We start from the raw sequence: 17,857 nt of genomic DNA, 5'->3' as shown, positions 1-17,857 counted from the left end.
CAGACCTCGGAGCCTTCGCGGAGCGCAGACGGGTTGCCCCGCGCGCCGCCGCCTCTATGGTGAGGGGGTGGTCGGGCCGCGGGAGGGCTTCGTCGATCGGATCCGGCAAGGGGGCGTGCACCTCTCGCCGTCGCTGGCTGCTGCCTTTGCCGAGGTGCCGCGGGAAGTTTTCGTGCCGGACGGGTTCCAGCGCCGCGACGGCACCTGGGCCAAGCCCGCCGATCCCGACTTCCTCGATGTCGTCTACAGCGACGACGTGCTGGTGACCAAGGTCGAGGGCGGCCGGCCGGTGAGTTCGTCGAGCCAGCCGTCGCTGATGGCGCTCATGATCGAGACGCTGGATGTGCGGCCCGGCATGACGGTGCTGGAGGTCGGGGCCGGCACGGGCTACAACGCGGCGCTGCTGGCCGCGCTCGGCGCGCGGGTGATCAGCATCGACGTGCAGGACGACGTGGTCGAACGCGCGAGAGCAGCCCTGGCCCGCGCCGGTGTCCGTGATGTTCGGGTCGAGCTGGGTGACGGCTACGTGGGCCGCCCGGACGAGCACGTCGACCGTGTGATCGTCACCGTCGGGATCGCGGGTGTCTCGCCGCGCTGGCAGACACCGATCGTTGCCCCCGTCGAGCACGCCGGAACCCACCCCGTCCTCAGGGTCGGCTCCGATCACACCGCTCGCGTTGTCACCCCGGCCGGGTTCATGGTCGCCGCCGGGCCGCTGACCGCCGCTCACCCGTTCCCCGGGCCGGCGCCGCCGGGGACGATCAAGGGCCTTCGCCCGTACGGGGAAACGCGTTTTGATCCCCCGTTGGATCCGCTCGCCTACCGGGATCTCTGGTACGCGGCCGGGGTCTGGAACCGCCGCGCGACGCAGGGCGCGGTGCCCGGTCGTGAGCAGAGTTCCCTGATGCTGCTGGACGAGGACCGCACCGGCGGCGCGGTCGTGTTGCCGGACGGAAGCATCGGCGCCGCGGGTCGGTGGGCCGACGAGTACGCCGCCGAGGCGACCGCGGTGATCGACCGCTGGCTGGATCTGGGCCGGCCACCGATGACCGCGTGGCGCATCGTCCTGGCCCCGGGCGGCGACCCGGACTCCCCCGTCCTGCTGCCGCACACCTGGGAGCTGTGACGAGAGCCGCAAGGTGGGAGCCCGAGGTGCGCGCCTTCGCCGACCTGAGCATCGTCAACGGGCTGGATGTCTTCGAGCGCTCGGACGAGATCGCGGCGCGGGCCGGCGACTACTTCCGGTCGGTGTTCCCGACGTGGGCTCCGCTCGTGTCAGCGTCGGTGATGGAGGACTGCCGACGGGTCCTCACCACCGGTTAGCCAGCCGGTCCCGCCAGCGCCGCCCGTCCGGGTCGTACGCGAGGCGGTAGGCCGGGCTCGCCCACCAGCGCTGATGCCAGGGCAGCCGCTCGGGCGAGTGCGGGGTGAGGCGTCCCGGCGGTCGTGGTCCCGTACGCCCGCCGTCGATCCATTTCCGCAGCGCGTCCGCCGCCGCCGTCATCTCGCCCACGACGTCCGCCGGGTCGATCAGGCCGGCGTCGTCGGTACGGCACAGGTGTTCGCGGGTCAGCGCCAGCCGCAGTTCCCGCGGGAACCGCCGCGCCTGGTCGCCCAGACCGGCCGGGTCGAGGGGCTGCCGTTCGTCACGGGTCTCGTCGAGGATCGCGTTGGACAGCTCGCTGTCGTGTGTCCACGATCGACGGTTGAAGTTGTCGCTGCCCACGCTGCACCACACGTCGTCGACCACGCAGACCTTGGAGTGCACGTAGATCGGGGTGCCGGCCTCGTTCTCGAGGTCGAAGACGTGCACGCGGCCGGGTGCGGCCCTGGTGCAGAGTTCGATCGCCTTCTCGCGGCCGATCTGGTTGGGTGGCAGCGCGAACGCGCCGTCCACGTCGGGGTGCCGCGGCACGACGGCGATCAGGTGCAGCTCGGGGTTGTCGCGCAGCGCGTCGGCGAACAGTTGCGCCACCTCGGTCGACCACAGGTACTGGTCCTCGAGGTAGATGAGCCGCCGGGCCCGCTTGATCGCCTTGGTGTATCCGCGGGCGATGCTCTGCTCCCCGTTCGGCGCGAAGTCGTACTTCGGGCGCATCGCCGGATAGGTCCGCAAAGTCTGGATCGCCAGCGGCCCGCACTCGGGTGGGTCGGGCGGCTGCGGCGGCAGCTTGTCGGCGCTCATGTCGGCGCGCTGCAGCTTGTCGGTGATCGTCGAGATCGGGCCGTGCTGGTCGAGGTCGTCCGGCTCGTTCCACCGCTCACGGAACGTGAGGTCGAGCACCCCCACGACCGGCCCGCGCAGGGCGAGCTGCACGTCGTGCCAGGGCGGGTTCGGCCCGTACGCCTTGGCCATGGGCACCGCCTGCGGATCGCCGAGGTGCCTTTCGTCGTCGCGACGGCTGTGGCACAGGTCGATGCCGCCCGCGAAGGCGACGTCGAGCTCGGGGCGGCCGGGGTGGCGCAGCACCACGAGCTTCTGGTGGTGCGAACCCCCACGGCGTACGCGCTGATCAAGCAGGACCTCGCCCCCGGCCGCGCGAATCGCCTCGCTCAGGTCGCGGTTCTCTTCCTCGCTGTAGGCGAGTTTGTCCAGGTGGGAGCGCCAGAGCAGCCCCTTGACGACCACCCCGCGCCGGGCCGCCGCGCTGAACAGCTCGGCGATCGTCGGGCCGTCGTCGCGCATCCGCTCGTCGGGGTCGCCCCGCCAGTCGGTGAAGAACAGGTGGTCACCCTCGCGGAGGCTTTCCACCTCGCTGACCAGACGGTCAAAATATGTTTTGCCATGAATCAGTGGTTCGGCCGCGTTTCCCGCGCACCAGCTGGGTATGGAGGAGTCCGGGTTGCCACGCTCCTCCGTGCTGAGAAACCAGTCCGGAATTGGCACGCCCTCGAATCTAGGTCGCCGGCCCAGCGCGCGCACCCCGAGATGCCCCGGAAGGAACCGTCATGAGCAGTGAGCCGATCGCCACCACGACCGACACCGTCAGCCCCGACGCTGCCGCTTCCGCCGAGAAGGGCCTGCTCATCGCGATGTTGCTGCTCGTCCTCATGGGCGTCAGCGCGATGATGTTCATGGTTTGATCGCCCGCAACGCCCACGTGGTGGGCACCGGTTCGCCACCCTCGGTGAACCCCGTCAGGGTCAAACCCGCATCCAGTACGGCCCGCAGCAGCACCGGCAGCGGGTAGTGCGTCGCGCCGACCCGGTTGCGTACCCCCTCGGTCGTCCACGACTGCTTCGTCCAGTGCCCGTCGAGATAGCCCCGCCTTATCACCACGGCCTCGGGATCGCTGCGATCGGCGAACCCGCCGCAGAAGGCGGGATGCACCCCCACGTGCACGAACACCCCGCCCGGCCGCAGCACCCGCCCGACCTCACGTAGCACGCCCGGATAGTCCGGCATGTCGGTGTGCGCCATCATCGCGATCACGGCGGGCACTGAGCCGTCCCGCACCGGCAGACGGGTGGCGTCGGCCCTCGCCACGGGCAGCCGTCGTTTCCCGTACTCGAGCATGCCCGCCGACAGATCCACGCCGAGCGCCGTCCAGCCCAGCTCCCGAACCTGCGCCGCGTGCACGCCCGTGCCGCAGCCCACCTCGAGACAGACCCCGTCGCCCGGCCCGAGCAGCTCACTCAGCTGCCGCTGCACCCCGAGCGGATCCCCCGGCCGCGACCGCGCCAGGAAATCGTTCTCGTACCAGTCCGCGATTTCGTCGTACGCCGCCACCGAAGTCATACCGCCATCGTGCCCGCGGGAGCCGCCCGCCACCGCCCCGAAGTGTTCGCTGCCCGCGAACCCGCGCCTCGCAGTCCTCGCCGTGGTCCACAAGAACTCCAAGGCCCGCTTACACCGGGTCGAACGCGCCTTCGGTCACGGCCCAGGTCAGGACGTCGGTGACGGTTGTCTCCAGCGGGGTCACGGTCTGACCCTCGGCCGGTGCGCGGTGTTGCGTGTTCCAGAGGTCGCGCGGCTTGACCAGGGGGAAGCGCGGACCGGGCGGAACCGGCACGATCTCGACCGAGGTGCCGGCGGCCGCGGCGCACACCGCCATCAGCCCGGCCAGGGTGGTGCTGGGGCCGGCCGCCGTGTGGGCGCCGCCGCGGTCCTCGGTCAGCAGGGTCACGATCAGGCGGGCCAGGTCGCGGGAGTCGACCAGCTGGACGGGCTGGGCCGGGTCGCCCGGCAGCTCGAACCGGCCACCTTTCACGGCGGCGCGAACCCAGTCGGTGAGGCCGCTCTGGTTGTCGTGCGGTCCGGCCACCTTCACCGGCCGTACGATCGTCGCCCGGGAGCCGAAGCGGCCGAGGACCTCTTGTTCGCAAGCCACTTTGGACGGGCCGTACGTGTCGTTGGTCAGCGGCGGCGTGGCGTCCCACGCGGCGGGGCGCAGCTCGGAACCCGCTCCGGCGAAGACCGCGTGACTCGAGACGAGCAGATAACGCCGTACGCGGTCACCCAGCGCGTCCATCGTCTGCCGGACCTGCCACGGGAAGTAGGCCGTCGCGTCCACCACCGCGTCCCACTCGCCGGTGGCCAGCGACGCGTAGTCACCGGTCTCGCGGTCGCCGCGCCGCCGCTCGACCCCGGGGAACAGCGTCGTGTCGGTGCCCCGGTTGAACAGCGTCGGCTCGTCGAGCAGCTCGGTGACGGCACGCCCGACGAAACCGGTGCCGCCCAGCACCAGGACCCGCATCACAGCACCCATTCGTCGGCCTTGATGATGTCGACCGTACCGCGGGGTCCGCGACCGGTGACCGAGATCCCCTCCCCGCCGATCACGACGTCGGTGTGCACGCTCGACATGTTCAGCCCCAGGTCGGCGCGCTGCTGCTCGGTCATCGCGCCACCGCCGGCGACCGCGAACGGGAAGCTCTGACCCCACGCGACGTGGCAGGCCGCGTTCTCGTCGAAGAGCATGTTGTGGAAGACCACCCCCGTACGGGCGATCCGGCTGTCCCGGTCGACCAGGGCGACCTCGCCCAGCCGGCGCGCGCCCTCATCGGTGTCGAGGTGAGCCCGTACGACGTCGGCGTTGTCGTCCGCGGACACCTCGGTGATCCGCCCGCCCGCGAACGTCACCCGCAGCCCGGTGATCACCTGCCCGGCGATGACGACGGGCCGGGTCACCCGGATCACGCCATCGGCGCGCCGCCGGTCGGGGCTGGTGAAGACCTCCTCGGTCGGGATGTTCGGCAGGTACGGGATGCCGGCGTCGTCGACCAGCCCGCCGCCCTTCCACCGGCTGTCCGGCAGCAGCCCGACGGTCAGGTCGGTGCCCTCGCCGTGGTAGCGCAGCTCGGTCAGTTCGAGTTCGTCCAGCCGGCGGCCGCGTTCGGCCAGCATCTCGGCACGGCTCTGCCACGCGGCGACCGGGTCGTCGAGGTCGAGGCGCATGGCCGTGCCGACCGCCTCCCACAGCCGTTCGATGTCGGGCTCGCCGAAGACCTCGCGCGCCCAGCCCGGGTTGGGCGCGCCGACCACTGTCCAGCGCATGCCGTCGAACACGGCCCGGCGCATGGCCTGCATCTCCTCGGCCGGGTGGGCGGCGACCTTGGCCGGGTCGAGCCCGTCGAGCAGGTGCGGGTCGGCCTCACCGAGCAGGCGGATCCACGCGGCCCCGGCGTCGGTCCACTCCCGCACGCGCGCGAGGGCCCACGGGCGTACGGCGGAAAGGTTTTGAATGGAGGCGTGCCGGACGGCCGAGCGACGCATCGGGCCGTCGCTCCAGATCGGTTCGACCCAGGCCGCGCCCGCCGCGTAGGCCGCCTCGGTGACGGCGCGGGCGATCTCGAGGTGGGCCGTGTCGGTGTAGAGCACCACCCCCTGTCCGGGCTGGACGTTGATGCCACCCCGTACGACAAGCTCCGCGAACCGCTCGATCAGCACCATGCGGAGCAGGGTAGATCAATCGGGGCGGTTCGGTGTGCATACCGTTACTCCCCCGATAGGCCCCTTATGGAACGGACCGCCGCGGCCAGCCGCTCGGGGACGTCGGCCGCGTGGTAGGGCCACTCGGACGGTTCGATGTTGTCGAGGAACGTGGCGTAGATCAGCGCGGACCGCAGCGGGGCGACGGGTCGCATGAGCTCGGCCGCCCGCAGCGGGTCGCAGCCGGGAACGGTCTGTTTCCAGCGATCGGCCCAGGCAGCGAGGGTTTCGTCGTGCGGCGCCGATCCACCCGTACGGCCGTCGGTGAGCCGCAAGATGTCGAGCGCGGGATTGCCGTACGTGCAGTCGCCCCAGTCCATGATGGTCAACCGGCCCGTGTCGTCGGTGCGGACGTTGCCCGGATGCAGGTCACCGTGCACGAGTGTGTCGGGCAGGCCGCACTCCGCGATCGCCTTCAGGCGTTCGGGCAACGCCTCGACGAGATCGGCCAGACCGGGGACGGTCGCGAAGTGCGGCTCGGCCACCCGCGCGAACGGCTCGACGGCCAGACGCGCGTCGGGAATGCCCGCGAGCGGAGTGGGGTCGGCCGCGAAGTGGGCCTGCAGCGGGTGGAAGGCCTCGGCTATCCGCGCGCACAACTCGGGGCCGGCGCCGTAGCGGTCCTCGCCGGGGGCGTGGGCCAGCAGCATGCGCCCGTGCTCACCGTCGGCGATCAGCTCGGGCACCAGGTGCGGGGCGACAGCGGCGACCATCCGCAGCGCGTACGGCTCGTGGCGGAAGAACGAGGGCACCTGTTTGAGCCAGGCGACGGGGTGGCCGTCGGCGTCGTCGAGCCGCCAGATCGCCGACAGATTCCAGGTGCGCTGCTGGTGGGCGGTGGTGCCGGGCACGACGGCCGTGGCCCACGCGATCGAGGCGGCCGGGCCACCGACCTCGGCATAGGGCGCCCTTTTCGGGTGGGTTCGCAGGCTTTCCCCGTACGGGTGGAGGGCGCCCTCGAACGACTCGGTGACCTGGGCCAGGTAGGTGACGTGCCCCCCGGGCGGCGCCGGCCGGTCGGCGTGCAGCAGGCGCAGCACCTGGACGCCGCGTCCGAAGTCGCCGACCTCCTGCCACCAGGGAACGGCCGACTCGAACGGCTCGGCCTGCCCCAGCACGGCGCCGTCGGGGCCGGTCACCACCAGCGTCACGGTTCGCGTCACGACCCAGAACCGTAGCCGGACCCGCCGGTACGCTCACGCCATTTTCCGTCGCGCCGGCCATGTCCGGGTCACCTTCGGCCCGGCCGTCGCGCTGGTGCCGCCGCCGGGTGGCCCTTACTATGCGCGGATGTTCGGACGACCCGGCAACGCCCTGCCCGAGCTCTGCACCGGCCTGGCCGACGCCGTGATCCGGCTCGACTCGCGGGCCTCGACCAAGAGCTACCGGGCCATTGTGGACCGCCTGCCCCACGCCGACCAGGAAGAGCTGAGCGCCGCCCTGGTGCCGCTGGCCCCGGCCCTGGAACAGGTGGCCCTGGGCAACGGCGCGCTGCTGGCCACGCTGGTGGCCGGGCTGATCGAGCAGGGCGCCGACCCGCTGCCGGTGCTGCCCGTGCTGGTCGAGCGGCTGGCCACCGGGCTCGAGCTGGCCGCGCAGTTCGGCGTGCTGGCCGACAAGCTGGGCGACGGCGTGGCCGCCCCGACGTCGGCCGACGAATACACTGAGCTGCGCGAACGGGTCGTACGGGCCTCGGCCGGGCTGACCGTGCAGGAGGCCGGCGAGATCACGCAGGCGTGGTTCACGGTCAAGGAGTGGATCCCCAGCCTGCTGCTCCCGTTGCAGCAGAAGCGGGCCCGCCAGGCGCTGCCGCAGCGTGAACGCCTGACCGCCGCCACGTCCGGCATGACGCCGCACGCCGAGGACGCGGCCTGGCTGTACGGGTTGCTCGAGGTGCTCGACGACGAGCCGCTGCTGGTGCTGCACCGCCCGACCAAACAGGCGTACGACCTGACGATCAGCGGAGTGGGCGACAACTTCCAGCTGCACACGCTGCTGGCCGCCACCCTGATCGGCGCGCCGGCCCGCGGGTTGCTGCCGGGCACCCCGCCCGACCCGGCGTGGGTGGCCGCGGCGACGGAGGGCGAGCTGTCCCCGCCCGACCCCATCCACGGGCAGTTCTACCTGGCCGACGCGACCGGCGAGACGATCTGGCACGAGGGCCGGCCGGCCGACATCCCGCTGCTCGGCGATCACCGGGTGGTGGTGCTGGACCCGCCGCCGTACGAGCGCAGCTGGAACATCGGCCGCACCTATCCGCTGATGAGACCCGAGGTCACCCTCAACCGCACGCTCCCGGCGAGCGAGGCCTTCGAGTGGGCGGCCCGGGTCGCCCCGGCGTCATAGCTCCTGGCCGGTGGTGCTGTGGACGTGGGCCGGGATCTCGCCCTCGTGCCGGTCGCCGGTGGTCGCGGTGCCCGACGGCTCGAACATCAGGATCGACCCGCCCGGCGAGGACGGCTTGTGCTCCACCCCCGCGGGCACCACGAACACGTCACCGGGGCCGAGCGTGACGGTCTCGCGGTCGCGCAGCTCGATGTCGAAGCGGCCGTCGAGCACCAGGAAGAACTCGTCGGTGTGCTCGTGGACGTGCCAGACGTGCTCCCCCTTGACGTGGGCGATGCGTACGTCGTAGTCGTTCATCCGGGTCACGATGCGCGGGCTGTACACCTCGGCGAAACTGGCCAGGGCGGCCTGGAGGTTCACTGGTTTGTCCATGGGCCCAGCCTGACCCGTTCGAACAACGGCTCGCAATCCTCGTCCGTCGTGAGGACGAGCACCTCGTCGGCGTGGGTGGCCGCCTCGGCGCAGGCGGCGGCGAACGCGGCCTCGGAGTGAACGCCGTGCGACGCGCCGACCCGGGTCACGCCGCCGATCACCGGGGTGCGACCGGCCATCGCCGTGGGGACGCCATCGACCTCCCAGAGCGTCAGACCCCCGTACGTCAACGGGAAGTCGACGACGTAGGCCAGGTCGCTCGGGTCGCCGGGGTTGGCCGCCATCAGCTCGTGATACCAGCTCACCAACAGGTCACGGTCGTCGGTTGTGGCGGTGCGCGCCCGTCCTCCCACCACCGGCTTCTGCGGTCGCGCACGGCAGACCGCGATCCTCAGCCGTTCGGTGAGTCCGGGCCAGGCGGACCTCGCCCGCGGGACCGAACGCGCGTCGACGCCGAGTTGCGGGATGCCGGGGAGCAACTCGGCCAAGGGTTCCCAGGCCTCGTCGGGCAGCAGCGAGACGATCGGGGCGTGGCCCGGGGCCTGGAGGAAGGCGCCACCGCCGGTCCACCAGCCGTGGAGCTGGTCGCGGGCGTCCGGGAAAGCCTCGAGGTAGGCGGCTTCGGTGAGCAGCATCGTGTTGTCGACCGGCCGGGCCCGCAGGAAGCCGCCGGCAGCGTCGAGGAACTCACGGATGTCGGTGGTTGTCCGCCAGGCCACGCCTGATCCTATTTTCTTGTCACAGAGGGCCGGTAGTGTCGGTTCATGGTCGAGCTGGTGTTGCGGTCACGGCGGGCGATCACGGGTGGCGGCGAGTGCGCGGCGGCCGTGGCGATCGAGGGCGGCACGATCGTGGCCGTCGGGGGCTACGACGACGTGTTCGACACCGAGGTCGACACCGACCTGGGTGAGACCGCGCTGCTGCCGGGCCTGGTCGACACCCACGTGCATGTGAACGAGCCGGGGCGTACGGAGTGGGAGGGGTTCGCGTCGGCCACTCGCGCTGCGGCGGCCGGGGGCGTCACGGTCATCGTCGACATGCCGCTCAACAGCCTGCCGCCGACCGTCGACGTGCCTTCCTTGCGGGTCAAACAGGAGGCTGCCCGGGGGAAGACGTTTGTCGACGTCGGCTTCTGGGGCGGGGCCGTTCCGGGGAATCTCTCCGAGTTGCCGGGGCTGCATGACGCAGGCGTGTTCGGCTTCAAGGCTTTTCTGGCCGATTCGGGCGTGCCGGAATTTCCGCCTTTGTCCTCCGATGAGCTGCGTGCCGCGTTGTCGTCACTGCGGCGAGCGCAATTCGTCGTGCATGCCGAGGACCCGCGTCATTTGGGCGATTTGTCGAGCGCGGCGACCTACGCCGAGTTCCTGGCCTCCCGCCCGGTCGAGGCCGAGCACGCCGCGGTCGCCACCGCCGTCGACGCCGCTCGGGCCACCGGCGGCCGCGTCCACATCCTGCACCTTTCGGCGGCCACCGCCCTTCCGCTGATCGCGGCCGCCCGAGCCGAGGGGCTGCCGGTCACTGCCGAGACCTGCCCGCATTACCTCGCGCTCGACGCCGGCCACATCCCCGACGGCGCGACCGAGTTCAAGTGCTGCCCGCCCATCCGTGACGCCGCCAATGCCGACCTGCTGTGGCAGGCCCTGGCCGACGGGCTGATCACCTGCGTGGTCAGCGACCACTCCCCCTGCACGCCCGAGCTCAAGCGCCGCGACACCGGCGACTTCGCGGCGGCCTGGGGCGGCATCGCGTCGGTGCAGCTGGGACTGCCGGTGATCTGGACGGCGGCGCGGGCCCGGGGCCATTCCCTGGCCGATGTGGCCGAGTGGATGGCACGCCGCCCGGCCGACCTGGTGGGATTGCGCGATCGGGGCCGCATCGAGGTGGGCGCGCAGGCCGACCTGGTCGCGTTCGACCCGGAGGAGACGTTCGTCGTCGAGCCGGTCCGGCTGCACCACAAGAACCCCGTGACGCCGTACGCGGGCAAGAAGCTCGCCGGGGTCGTGCGCACCACCTGGCTGCGGGGGCACGCCGTCACCGGCGACACGGCACGCGGACGGTTCCTGACGCGGAAGGACGCCTGATGGAGGACTTCGCCACCCTGCCCGATCTGGCCTCACGCGCGCTCGGCGGCGGTGTCGTCCACGCCGACGACGAATTCTTCGCGACGGCCGACCACCTCGTGCTGCCCACCGAACCGGTCTTCACGCCGCGCACCTTCGACCACAAGGGCCAGGTGTACGACGGGTGGGAGACCCGCCGCCGCCGCGAACCCGGTCACGACGTGGCGATCATCCGGCTCGGCGCGCCCGGCGTGATCCGGGGTGTCGACGTCGACACCGCGTTCTTCACCGGCAACTACCCGCCGTACGCGGCGATCGACGGCCTGGCGGTCGAGGGCTATCCGGCGCCCGCCGAGCTGTTGCCGGCCGAGTGGACCCCGCTGGTGCCGAAATCGCCGTTGGAGGGCGACAGCCGCAACCTGTTCGCCGTCACCGACGACAGGCGTTTCACCCACGTCCGGCTGACGATCTTCCCGGACGGCGGTGTCGCCCGCCTGCGCGTGCACGGCCTGGCCGTCCCCGACCCGCGGTTGCTGCCTGAGGTCTTCGACGTGGCAGCGCTCGCCCACGGCGCTCGCGTCACCGACTGCAGCAACATGTTCTACGGCCACCCGGAAAACATGCTGATGCCCGGTCTGGCCCAGCACATGGGTGACGGCTGGGAGACGTCCCGCCGCCGCGACGACAACAACGACTGGGTCACCGTCCGGCTGGCCGCCCCGGCCGAGATCACCCTCGTCGACCTCGACACCACCCACTTCAAGGGCAACGCCCCCGGCTGGGCCACCGTCCGCGGCACCGACGACGGCGTCGACTGGTTCGACATCCTGCCCCGCACGGCCCTGCGCCCCGACACCCCCCACCGTTTCCCCGTACACCCCGAGCGAGTCGCCACCACGGCCCGCCTCGACATCTACCCCGACGGCGGCATGGCCCGCCTCCGCCTGCACGGCCGCCCGTCCGACGGATACGTCGAAGACCAGTTCCACCGCCACTCCGGTCCGGGCAGCCTGTAACGCGACCACACCGTTTCTGGTCCGGGCAGCCAGCAACGCGACCACCCCCTCCCCGGACCGGCCAGCCAGCCAGCCAGCAACGCGACCACACCCGATCCGGGTGCCACACCCGCGGTCACACCGTTTCGAGCGCAGTTCCGCGGCCGAACCGCTCCGGGGCCCAGTCGCGCCACCACGCCGTTCCCGGCAGCCCAGACCACCGCCACACCACTCCGGGCAGCCCAGACCACCGCCACACCACTCCGGGCAGCCCACACCACCGCCACACCACTCCCGGCAGCCCACACCACCGCCACACCACTCCCGGCAGCCCACACCACCGCCACACCACTCCCGGCAGCCCACACCACCGCCACACCACTCCGGGGAGCCCGGATCGCCGCCATGCCCGGTAGGTTGCTGGGCATGGCCTACGACGAGGTTCTGGCCCAACGCCTTCGCGAACGTCTGACCGACCCGGCGATCACCGAACGCAAGATGTTCGGCGGGCTGGCCTTCTTCACCAACGGCAACATGACCGTGGGCGTCTCCGGCGACGAGCTGATCGTGCGCCTGGACCCCGCCGACATCACCGCGGCCCTGACCCGACCCGGCGTGCGCCAGTTCGAGGTGGGCGGCCGCTCGATGAAGAACTGGATTCTCGTAGCCGCCGACCACCTCGACGACGCCACGCTCGACTCCTGGCTCACGGCCGCGCTGGATCACGCCACCGAGCTACCCGCCAAGTAACGGCGGCGGCTCGGCCCTCACTAGGTCGGGTAACCGGGTTGCCCGCCGGATGACGACGGCGCGGGGCCGGCCGGATCCCATCCGCGGATTCTCCCCCGGCCCTGCTGTTCCCGCGCTCACTCGGTCAGGTAACCGGGTTGCTTGCCAAGTGACGCCGCTTGGCCCGATACGGCAGCACGTAAAGGTAGATCCCCGAGAAGAACAGCACCGCCAGCGGCAGCAAAGGCGTGTACGACACCCACACCAGTGACTCGCCACCCACCGTCAGAGCCACCGTCGTCCCCACCACGGTCACCGTGAACAAAACAGCCATCCACCGATGCATCTGCCGAACCCAAGTCTTCATCCCGAACCTCCCGTTTGCGCTGTCAACGCAGCTCACGCTAGGTCCGGCGGCCGCCGCAAAGCTTCTCGATTCCTGACCGTTCCACCCCGGCCGCGACCCACCGCCACGGCCGGAGCACGCGCTACGGCCGTTCGCACCGACTGGGTCGCGAGGAACCGCGGGTTCGCGACCGTGCGGTTGTCCCGGCCGACGAGGCGTACGGAATCCGGTTTCTGGGCCTGCTCTTCCACCCATCGCATGGAACCGTTCCGCGGACAGGCTCGCGGCCGCCGGCTAACGGAAACCGGTTTCTGGGCCTGCGCTTCCGCCCACCGCATCGAACCACTCCCCGGACACCCTCGCGGCGACCGGCCAACGGAAACCGGTTTCTGGGCCTGCGCTTCCGCCCACCGCATCGAACCACTCCCCGGACACCCTCGCGGCGACCGGCCAACGGAAACCGGTTTCTGGGCCTGCGCTTCCGCCCACGGCATCGAACGTTCCGGGGACAGGCTCGCGGCACTCGGTTACAGGAAGCTCAGCAGCTCCTCTCTTGTGAAGGCAGCGTCGTCGAGGGCGCCGCAGTTGAGGCCGCGTAGCAGGTAGGCGGCCAGGGCCCGGGCGGTGGCGGGTTCGTCGGCGATGCCGCTGTCGGCGCGGGACAGGTAGCGCCGCAGGCGGGCCACGGCGACGTCGCGGCCGGCGCGGAAGAAGGTGTAGGTGGCGGCGTAGCGGGTCGGCAACTGGGCCGGGTGCAGGTCCCAGCCCTGGTAGAAGCCGCGTTCGAGGGAGCGGCCGACCAGCCGGTGGTGCAGGGCCCAGGCGTCGTGCACCTCGCTGCGGGAACCGACGGGCAGGATGTTGGTGGAGCCGTCGGAGAGTCGGATGCCGGTCTGGGCGGCGGCCGCCTGCATGACGGCCTTGGCGTGATCGGCGACCGGGTGATCCATCGCCTGGTAGGCGGCGGCTATGCCGGCGGCGGCGCTGTAGTCGTAAGTGCCGTAGTGCAGGCCTGTGCATCGGCCCTCGGCGGCGGTGATCAGGCGGGCGACGGTGGCTGTGCCGTCGGCGGCGAGCACGGCCGACGGCAGCTCGATCTGGATCTCGAAGCGCAGGGCGCCGCCGGCCAGACCGTACGCGTTCTCCAGTTTCTCGAGCACGGAGACGAAAACCGCGACCTGCTCGGCCCCGCTCACCTTGGGCAGCGTGAGCAGAAACTTGTCGTCCTGATAGGACTCGAGGAACAGGTCGAGGGTGCGCAACGACCGGCGCCGGGTGGTGGGTTCGAGCGATTTGACGCGCAGCCCGAGGAACGGTGGGCGTTCGCCGGCACGCAGGATCGCCGCAGCCTTGCGTACGGCCGCGTCCTCCTGATCGTCGTCGCGAACGCCGTACCCGTCCTCGAAGTCGACCCGAAGATCCTCGATCGGCTCGCTCGCCAGTTTCTCGCGGACACCCGGCACCGACCACGGGAAATCGTGTTCGTCCATCGCCCGCAACGCCTCGGCGCCCCACTCGCGGAAGCCGTCGAGCCGGTCGGCGGGGATGTAGACGGTGTGCACGGGTTGCCGGTCGGCCCGCTCGCCCGGGTAGCGCGCCGCGAGGAACGCGTCGTGCGCGGCGAGCCGGCCGTCGAACTCGTCGTAGTCGGCGCCGGTGAGCCGCATCAGTCGATCGAGTCGTAGGCGGCGGTGGTCAGGAAGTCGGCGAAGTCGTCGGCCAGCGCGACCCGTTCGAACAGTTTGCGCGCGTCGTCGAAGCGGCTCTGCGCCCACGCCTCGTCCCCGATCCCCTCGCGGATCTTGACGAGCTCCTCGTCCTCGATCCGGCCGACGAGGCCGGCGGTGATCTCGGTGCCGTCGGGCAGCCGTACGCCGTTGTGGATCCATTGCCACACCTGCGAACGCGAGATCTCGGCGGTGGCCGCGTCCTCCATCAGGTTGTTGATCGCCACGGCGCCGTTGCCGCGCAGCCACGCCTCCAGGTACTGCAGGCCGACCGAGACGTCGTTGCGCAGACCCTCCTCGGTGACCGCGCCCGGGGTTGCCGAGACGTCGAGCAGCTGTTCGGCGGTGACTTTCACCTCGGGCCGCAGCCGGTCGAGCTGGTTGGGTTTGTCGCCGAGCACCCGGTCGAAGATCTCGCGGCAGACCGGCACCAGGTCGGGGTGGGCGACCCACGAGCCGTCGAAGCCGTCGCCGGCCTCACGTTCCTTGTCCTCGCGGACCTTGGCCAGCGCGACCTCGTTGACGGCGGGGTCGCGACGGCTGGGAATGAAGGCCGCCATGCCGCCCATCGCGAACGCGCCGCGGCGGTGGCAGGTGGAGACGAGCAATTCCGTGTACGCCCGCATGAACGGCGCGGTCATCGTCACCGCGGCACGGTCGGGCAGCACCATCGACGGGTTGTCCCGGAAGTACTTGATGATGCTGAACAGGTAGTCCCAACGGCCGGCGTTGAGCCCGGAGATGTGCGGGCGCAGCGCGTACAGGATTTCCTCCATCTCGAAGGCGGCCGGGATCGTCTCGATGAGCACGGTGGCGCGGATCGTGCCGACCGGGATGCCCAGCGCCTCCTGCGCATGGGTGAAGACGTCGTTCCACAGTTCGGCCTCTTTGTGGGACTCCATCTTGGGCAGGTAGAAATACGGCCCGCTGCCGCGTTCGAGCAGCTCTTTGGCGTTGTGGAAGAAGTAGAGCCCGAAATCGACCAGCGCGCCCACGGCCGGCTCACCGTCGACCGGCAGGTGGCGTTCGTCGAGGTGCCAGCCGCGGGGCCGCATCACGATCGTCGGGTAGGGGCCACCCTTGAGCTCGTACGTCTTCTGCGGGGTCTCCAGCGTGATGGTGCGCCGGATCGCGTCGTAGAGGTTCTGCTGGCCGTCCACGACGTTCGACCAGTGCGGGGTGTTCGCGTCCTCCAGGTCGGCCAGCCACACCTTGGCCCCCGAGTTCAGCGCGTTGATGGTCATCTTGCGCTCGGTCGGGCCGGTGATCTCGACCCGGCGGTCCCGCAGGTCGGCCGGGGCGGGCGGCGCGCTCCACTCGGCGGCGCGGATGTCGGCCGTCTCGGGCAGGAAGCCGAGCGACGCCCCCGCGGCCATCGCGGCCCGGCGCTCGCCCCGGGCCCGCAGAAGTTCGTCGCGTCGCGGGCGGAAACGCCTGTTCAGCTCGGCGACGAACGCCACGGCCTCGTCGGACAGGATCTCGGTCATCGTCGACGGCTCCCCTCGATGCGGCTTGCTCCCCTCAAACCGTAGTGGAGCCGGGGTGCCTCGCAACCGGCTGTGGACAAACCGCGCGCCGTGCCTGTGGACAACAGGCGCGCCCACCTCCGTGGTCCCTCCGGAGGTGGGCGCGCCTTCGGGGTGCGGGCGCGGCTGGGGACGGTGAGCGCGCGCCCGCACCGGCAATTTAGTGGTTACCGAACGTGTCGCACTTGGCTTTCTGGACGATGCAGTCCTTGACCCGGTGGCCGAGGGCGGCGTTGTCCCAGGCCAAGAACGCGTCGCCGTGCATCGAGCTGGCGTTGCCAGAGCTCAGCTTGAAGCCGGCGCTGGAACCCGAGGTCTTGTAGCCGATCACGAAGGAGACCGACGGGATCGCCACCGGGAACTTGCCGCTGCATTTGCCCTGCCCGTCGGCCGGGCCGACGTGCGACTTGTGGTCGGGGCTGTCCAGGTGCACACCGTCCCAGCAGTCGGGGAAGGTCAGCTGGAAGGTGAGTTCGGCGGTCTTGGCGCACACCGGCCAGTTGCCGTCGGCGCTGCGGCCCTGCTCGCCGCCGATTCCGGCGCACCAGAACTGGCTGTGAGCGCCCTTCGGGGTCGCTACCTGCCTCTTCGCATCGCCCACGATCATGCGGAAGCCCTGCGGGAACGGCACGGTTCTGGTCGGGTCGGGCAGCCGGGAGCCGTAGTAGACGGTGACGCCGTGCGGCTCGATCGCCTTGCCGTTCTCGTAGAGCGTCGGGATCCAGTACGCCGACCGATCCTGGAGCGGCTTGCAGCTGGAACCGGCGTTGTTGAGCAGGGTGTCGGTCGTGGTGAAGGCGTCGGTCGCGTCGTTGCCGAGGAAGGAGTGCATGTGTGAGCCACCCGGCAGACCCGGCAGGACGATCGGGTCGTCGGCTCGGGAGTGGCTGACGGTGCAGGAGGCGTTGAATTCCGCCACCCGTACGGGGTTGCCGGTGATCGCCTTGGGCTTCATCGCGTTGAACTGGGTCAGCTGGGCCTGCCACTTGGCCTGGTCCACCGGGATCCATCCGGCGCCGGTGTTCCCGGCGGGCGCGGTGGTCGTCGGCGCGGCCGTCGCCGGGGCGGTCGTGGGCTTCGCGGTGGGCTTCGACGACGGCGTTGCGACAGGCTTTGCCGGGGCTGCCGCTCCGCCCACGGTGAACCAGTTGATGTTCACGAAGTCGGACTTCTGCGAGCTCGTCATGATGGCGACGAGCTTCTGCTTGCCGGCCGGCGCCTTGACGGTGGCGGTCCTCGTCACCCACTTCTGCCAGCCGCCTGTCCTCGCCACCGGGATCGTGGTGAGCAGTGTGCCGGTCGGCGAGCCGAGCCGCAGTTCGATCGAGCCACCGGCCGTGTTGTCGGACGCGATCCGGGCGGTGACCGTGCTGCCGACGGTCACGTTGTCGTAGCGGAGCCAGTCGCCGTTCGCGAGCCAGCCGACGTTCCTGCCGCCGTCCCGGTCGCTGGTGTTCTCGATCCGCACGCCGGACTGGGCCGAGAACGCCTCGGCCTGCAGCCGGCCGGGGACCACGGTCTCGGCGGCGTTGGCGGTGGCGATGTAGACGCCGCTGCCCCCGAGTGCCACAGCCACTGCCGCACCGAGGGCGACGCGGGTCGAACGACGACGACGGCGGGGGTCGGGCGGGGCGACATGCTGTGGGTCAGTCCGCATTCTCGGGCTCTCTCGTCTTGGTCGTGCCGGGGGCATTTCGAGAGCGAGTATGCAGAGGTCAGGATGCTGTTTCAACGCGTGAAGAAAGAATTAGGAATTGCCCTCCGAAGCCTCCCAGGTCGCCGCGATCCCGATTCCCGATAACGTTTTTCCCCACCCGGCGACTT

18 protein-coding genes are annotated in these 17,857 nt (G+C 70.9%); 7 read left to right on the top strand and 11 right to left on the bottom strand.

Annotation, left to right across the window (positions count from 1 at the left end):
• Positions 1-67 precede the first annotated feature (67 nt).
• Positions 68-1,126, top strand: a complete 1,059-nt coding sequence (locus tag C8E87_RS25955) for a protein-L-isoaspartate O-methyltransferase family protein (RefSeq protein ID WP_133875504.1) — start codon at positions 68-70, stop codon at positions 1,124-1,126.
• A 26-nt stretch (positions 1,127-1,152) separates the two neighbouring features.
• The gene (locus tag C8E87_RS25950; protein WP_166660997.1) at positions 1,153-1,323 is read left to right on the top strand and encodes a hypothetical protein; all 171 of its coding nucleotides are present in this window, start codon (positions 1,153-1,155) and stop codon (positions 1,321-1,323) included.
• Here the strand turns inward: C8E87_RS25950 and C8E87_RS25945 are convergent.
• Positions 1,310-2,887: a phospholipase D family protein gene (locus C8E87_RS25945; protein WP_133875502.1), complete on the bottom strand. Its 1,578-nt coding sequence runs from the start codon at positions 2,885-2,887 to the stop codon at positions 1,310-1,312. The two genes, C8E87_RS25950 and C8E87_RS25945, sit on opposite strands and share 14 nt — an antisense overlap.
• Before the next feature lie 62 nt (positions 2,888-2,949).
• On the opposite strand from C8E87_RS25945, the gene C8E87_RS46420 reads away from it, so the two are divergent.
• Entirely contained in the window at positions 2,950-3,084 is a 135-nt protein-coding gene (locus C8E87_RS46420) for a hypothetical protein (RefSeq protein WP_275408995.1), read from the top strand.
• On the opposite strand, the gene C8E87_RS25940 is transcribed toward C8E87_RS46420, so the two are convergent.
• The 4 genes from C8E87_RS25940 to C8E87_RS25925 form a co-directional block, all read right to left on the bottom strand.
• Positions 3,074-3,739, bottom strand: a complete 666-nt coding sequence (locus C8E87_RS25940) for a class I SAM-dependent methyltransferase (protein ID WP_166661242.1) — start codon at positions 3,737-3,739, stop codon at positions 3,074-3,076. The genes C8E87_RS46420 and C8E87_RS25940 overlap by 11 nt on opposite strands.
• Positions 3,740-3,848: 109 nt before the next feature.
• Positions 3,849-4,697 carry an NAD-dependent epimerase/dehydratase family protein gene (locus C8E87_RS25935; protein WP_133875501.1) on the bottom strand — a complete coding sequence of 283 codons (849 nt, stop codon included), beginning with the start codon at positions 4,695-4,697 and terminating at the stop codon, positions 3,849-3,851.
• Positions 4,697-5,893 (bottom strand): aminopeptidase, encoded by a 1,197-nt coding sequence (locus C8E87_RS25930; RefSeq protein WP_133875500.1) that lies wholly within the window; start codon positions 5,891-5,893, stop codon positions 4,697-4,699. Before C8E87_RS25930 ends, C8E87_RS25935 begins: the two co-directional genes overlap by 1 nt.
• A gap of 44 nt (positions 5,894-5,937) precedes the next feature.
• Positions 5,938-7,095, bottom strand: coding sequence for a phosphotransferase family protein (locus tag C8E87_RS25925; protein WP_133875499.1), 1,158 nt, complete (start codon positions 7,093-7,095; stop codon positions 5,938-5,940).
• A 127-nt stretch (positions 7,096-7,222) separates the two neighbouring features.
• On the opposite strand from C8E87_RS25925, the gene C8E87_RS25920 reads away from it, so the two are divergent.
• Complete coding sequence (locus C8E87_RS25920) at positions 7,223-8,278, top strand: hypothetical protein (protein WP_133875498.1); 1,056 nt, start codon at positions 7,223-7,225, stop codon at positions 8,276-8,278.
• Here C8E87_RS25920 and C8E87_RS25915 read toward each other — a convergent pair.
• Positions 8,273-8,650 carry a cupin domain-containing protein gene (locus C8E87_RS25915; RefSeq protein WP_133875497.1) on the bottom strand — a complete coding sequence of 126 codons (378 nt, stop codon included), beginning with the start codon at positions 8,648-8,650 and terminating at the stop codon, positions 8,273-8,275. The genes C8E87_RS25920 and C8E87_RS25915 overlap by 6 nt on opposite strands.
• Positions 8,635-9,369 carry a hypothetical protein gene (locus C8E87_RS25910; protein WP_133875496.1) on the bottom strand — a complete coding sequence of 245 codons (735 nt, stop codon included), beginning with the start codon at positions 9,367-9,369 and terminating at the stop codon, positions 8,635-8,637. Before C8E87_RS25910 ends, C8E87_RS25915 begins: the two co-directional genes overlap by 16 nt.
• Before the next feature lie 45 nt (positions 9,370-9,414).
• Between C8E87_RS25910 and allB the strand changes: the two genes are divergently transcribed.
• The 3 genes from allB (at position 9,415) to C8E87_RS25895 (ending at position 12,455) form a co-directional block, all read left to right on the top strand.
• Positions 9,415-10,731: an allantoinase AllB gene (gene allB, locus C8E87_RS25905; protein WP_133875495.1), complete on the top strand. Its 1,317-nt coding sequence runs from the start codon at positions 9,415-9,417 to the stop codon at positions 10,729-10,731.
• Complete coding sequence (alc, locus tag C8E87_RS25900) at positions 10,731-11,726, top strand: allantoicase (protein ID WP_133875494.1); 996 nt, start codon at positions 10,731-10,733, stop codon at positions 11,724-11,726. The genes allB and alc overlap by 1 nt, the downstream gene beginning before the upstream one ends.
• A gap of 405 nt (positions 11,727-12,131) precedes the next feature.
• Positions 12,132-12,455 (top strand): TfoX/Sxy family protein, encoded by a 324-nt coding sequence (locus C8E87_RS25895; RefSeq protein ID WP_133875493.1) that lies wholly within the window; start codon positions 12,132-12,134, stop codon positions 12,453-12,455.
• A gap of 124 nt (positions 12,456-12,579) precedes the next feature.
• Here C8E87_RS25895 and C8E87_RS25890 read toward each other — a convergent pair whose 3' ends face one another.
• From C8E87_RS25890 to C8E87_RS25875, 4 genes are all read right to left on the bottom strand, one after another.
• Positions 12,580-12,768 (bottom strand): hypothetical protein, encoded by a 189-nt coding sequence (locus tag C8E87_RS25890; protein WP_239080006.1) that lies wholly within the window; start codon positions 12,766-12,768, stop codon positions 12,580-12,582.
• Between the two features lie 539 nt (positions 12,769-13,307).
• Positions 13,308-14,447 carry a DUF6986 family protein gene (locus tag C8E87_RS25885; RefSeq protein ID WP_133875491.1) on the bottom strand — a complete coding sequence of 380 codons (1,140 nt, stop codon included), beginning with the start codon at positions 14,445-14,447 and terminating at the stop codon, positions 13,308-13,310.
• Complete coding sequence (gene aceB, locus C8E87_RS25880; protein ID WP_133875490.1) at positions 14,447-15,994, bottom strand: malate synthase A; 1,548 nt, start codon at positions 15,992-15,994, stop codon at positions 14,447-14,449. Before aceB ends, C8E87_RS25885 begins: the two co-directional genes overlap by 1 nt.
• A gap of 199 nt (positions 15,995-16,193) precedes the next feature.
• Positions 16,194-17,609, bottom strand: coding sequence for a DUF1996 domain-containing protein (locus tag C8E87_RS25875; RefSeq protein WP_239080007.1), 1,416 nt, complete (start codon positions 17,607-17,609; stop codon positions 16,194-16,196).
• Positions 17,610-17,857: the final 248 nt, after the last annotated feature.

The organism is Paractinoplanes brasiliensis (assembly GCF_004362215.1).
GTDB lineage: Bacteria > Actinomycetota > Actinomycetes > Mycobacteriales > Micromonosporaceae > Actinoplanes > Actinoplanes brasiliensis.
The sequence above is the reverse complement of the archived record's forward strand: the minus strand, read 5'-3'. Positions and strand labels throughout refer to the sequence as shown.